Genomic DNA, 820 nt, shown 5'->3' on the forward strand with positions numbered 1-820 from the left:
ACCAGCTTTTTTAAGCTGTAAAATTTTGCTGTCTTTTACGCATAGGTTTAGTCTGTTAAAGAACGTTAGAAAACGGGTCAATGCTCAGGAAAGGGCAGAACTTCAGGAAACTTTGTTTTATTAGATGCAATAATTGATATTATGCAAGTCAGCTAAAGTCTAAATTTGAATATGTGATTCTCCTGTGGTGCGTATTGATTTGATCTGTCTCGATGAAACTAGGCGACAACAGTGCAAATAGGTCAGTATTTACGCAACACTGAATTAATTGTTTAAATTTTGATATAAAAGTATTTTCCTGCTACAGAATTGCTTGTGAATCGGGTCTGATCGCTATAATATACACAGCCATGGGGATATGGCGGAATTGGTAGACGCACTGTGTTCAGGTCGCAGCGCCTTCTGGGCGTGAGAGTTCGAGTCTCTCTATCCCCACCATTATATTGAAGCAAGGCTAATGCCTTGCTTTTTTATTGCCTGAAATTTTATACAGCAATTTTCATTGATCTTATTCTTAAATCCTTATTTTGCTTGATAGAACGTGTGTGACGGAAGTTATATAAAAAGCATGGTTGCATTATTTTGAATGCCGAGGCCATAAAATATAAGGCTTGATCTGTAGTTTGTTTTTTATACATTTTGGTTTTTATGACACAAAATAAAGCTCAGACCTTTTAAAATACTGAATTTGTGGTTTCGTCTTCAAAGAGTCAAATTGTCTTGATAAATTTTATCAAAAGTAAAAAAATATAATTAACTGTTTAATTTCTAGCGGAATAGAATGTGATTGCTTGTAAAATCGCTTGTCAATGACGGTCTT

General features: G+C 34.8%; 1 tRNA gene. It reads left to right on the forward strand.

Features of this window, described 5'->3' with window-relative positions:
- Positions 1 to 352: 352 nt before the first annotated feature.
- Positions 353 to 438 (forward strand) — tRNA-Leu (locus tag LOZ91_RS14545).
- Positions 439 to 820: the final 382 nt, after the last annotated feature.

Source organism: Acinetobacter sp. F-1 (assembly GCF_022869025.1).
GTDB classification, from domain to species: Bacteria; Pseudomonadota; Gammaproteobacteria; order Pseudomonadales; family Moraxellaceae; genus Acinetobacter; species Acinetobacter pseudolwoffii.